Raw genomic sequence first — 1,256 nt, 5'->3', positions numbered from 1 at the left:
AAAAACTGCACCTCCAATTGTTAGACTGTGTCTAACAATTGGGGTGCAGTTCAATATAAGTGTGCTCTTAGACTAAAAGGTTTGAACGTATGGACTGTGGAGTGCCCTACACAATAAGATATGCTTGTCTGATTAAAAGGTGAAAAGTTTTTATAAAAACGTTATTTTTGGGTGGATGGAGAGGATGAGACATACAAGAAATAGCCGAATGTTTACAGTGGATCACAAGAACTTTAAGTATTTAGCTAATAATAAAATTTCATTAATGCGTAAAATCGGCTATAGAGGATTAGACCCAATTTTCCAGTGGCACAGAGATTATCATGGTATAAATATTGTATCTTTTAATCGTAACGGTGATACATTTAAAACTTATGTGATAAAAGGGAGAAATTAAACAAAAACGCTATTTTGCACTTTGTAAATGATAAAGCAGCTAGCTCAATGAACTAACTGCTCGGCTCCTATATTAAAAAATGATGCTAAGTGTAAGGTTGATTCGTGACAAATGGAGCCTATGTCTATTATTAACGAAATATTGAATTTTATTCATTGGATATAAGAGAGTTTAAAAATACTCCTTGTGTAAGCATTAATGAATAGATACAATTCACATATTATATTTTTGAATGAATAGTATTAAATTAATTAAAACGATCCAAAATAGCTGTTAAGGGTATTTAAAGAGAAGGGTGGAAAATTTGGCTAGTTTGAAGAAAAAGAAATTAAAAAAAGCAATTGCTCGTCGTATAAAGGCTATACAAAAGGAAGAGAAAGTTAGACTAGATAAAGCTTGGGAAAACCTTTTTACATAGCCTAGCATCATGAAATGAATATAGTCCGGCTCGAAAACTAGAGGACACCGATTTTTAGAACAGCAATCAAGCTGCTTTAAGAAATGGTGTCCTCTTTCTTTTGTAAGTGGGATGGAAAAAATTCAAGAACTAAGAGGTCAATGACGTGAATGGGAAAAACAAACTAAACAAAAGAGAATTTTAGCACTTGTGAAATGGAGAGTTTAATGGGGATGTATAGACCTTGTTATGAACGAAGACGTGGAGCAATCAGACAAAAGTAATTTAAAAATAAAAGGGAGTGGTCTTACGTGACTATACAATTATCTTTTTTACCAAAAATCGATAGAGCAGCAACACAAGAGAAATTAGAAGGTATTTTGGAAAGTGTACGTATATATAAGCAGTTTGGAATGATGCGTAAGGAAATGAAAGTCACTCCTTCTTATGAAAGGAGAGAGC

Annotated in this window: 2 protein-coding genes and 1 pseudogene; all 3 read left to right on the top strand. The window is 33.0% G+C overall.

Annotation, left to right across the window (positions count from 1 at the left end; all coding sequences use genetic code 11):
* The first annotated feature begins 184 nt into the window (after nucleotides 1-184).
* Nucleotides 185-397, top strand: coding sequence for a hypothetical protein (locus ACODS7_RS32105; protein WP_065485654.1), 213 nt, complete (start codon nucleotides 185-187; stop codon nucleotides 395-397).
* 304 nt (nucleotides 398-701) lie between these two features.
* Nucleotides 702-815 carry a DUF3983 domain-containing protein gene (locus tag ACODS7_RS32100; RefSeq protein ID WP_113732895.1) on the top strand — a complete coding sequence of 38 codons (114 nt, stop codon included), beginning with the start codon at nucleotides 702-704 and terminating at the stop codon, nucleotides 813-815.
* Nucleotides 816-1,105: 290 nt separating this feature from the next.
* Nucleotides 1,106-1,256: pseudogene (locus ACODS7_RS32095) on the top strand (ArpU family phage packaging/lysis transcriptional regulator); the annotation flags it as partial.

Source organism: Bacillus sp. FG16 (genome assembly GCF_057809515.1).
The sequence above is the reverse complement of the archived record's forward strand: the minus strand, read 5'-3'. Positions and strand labels throughout refer to the sequence as shown.

Coding starts and splice junctions, on each gene's coding strand:
- ACODS7_RS32105 (WP_065485654.1), top strand. CDS start 185: ATGAGACATACAAGAAATAGCCGAATGTTTACAGTGGATCACAAGAAC.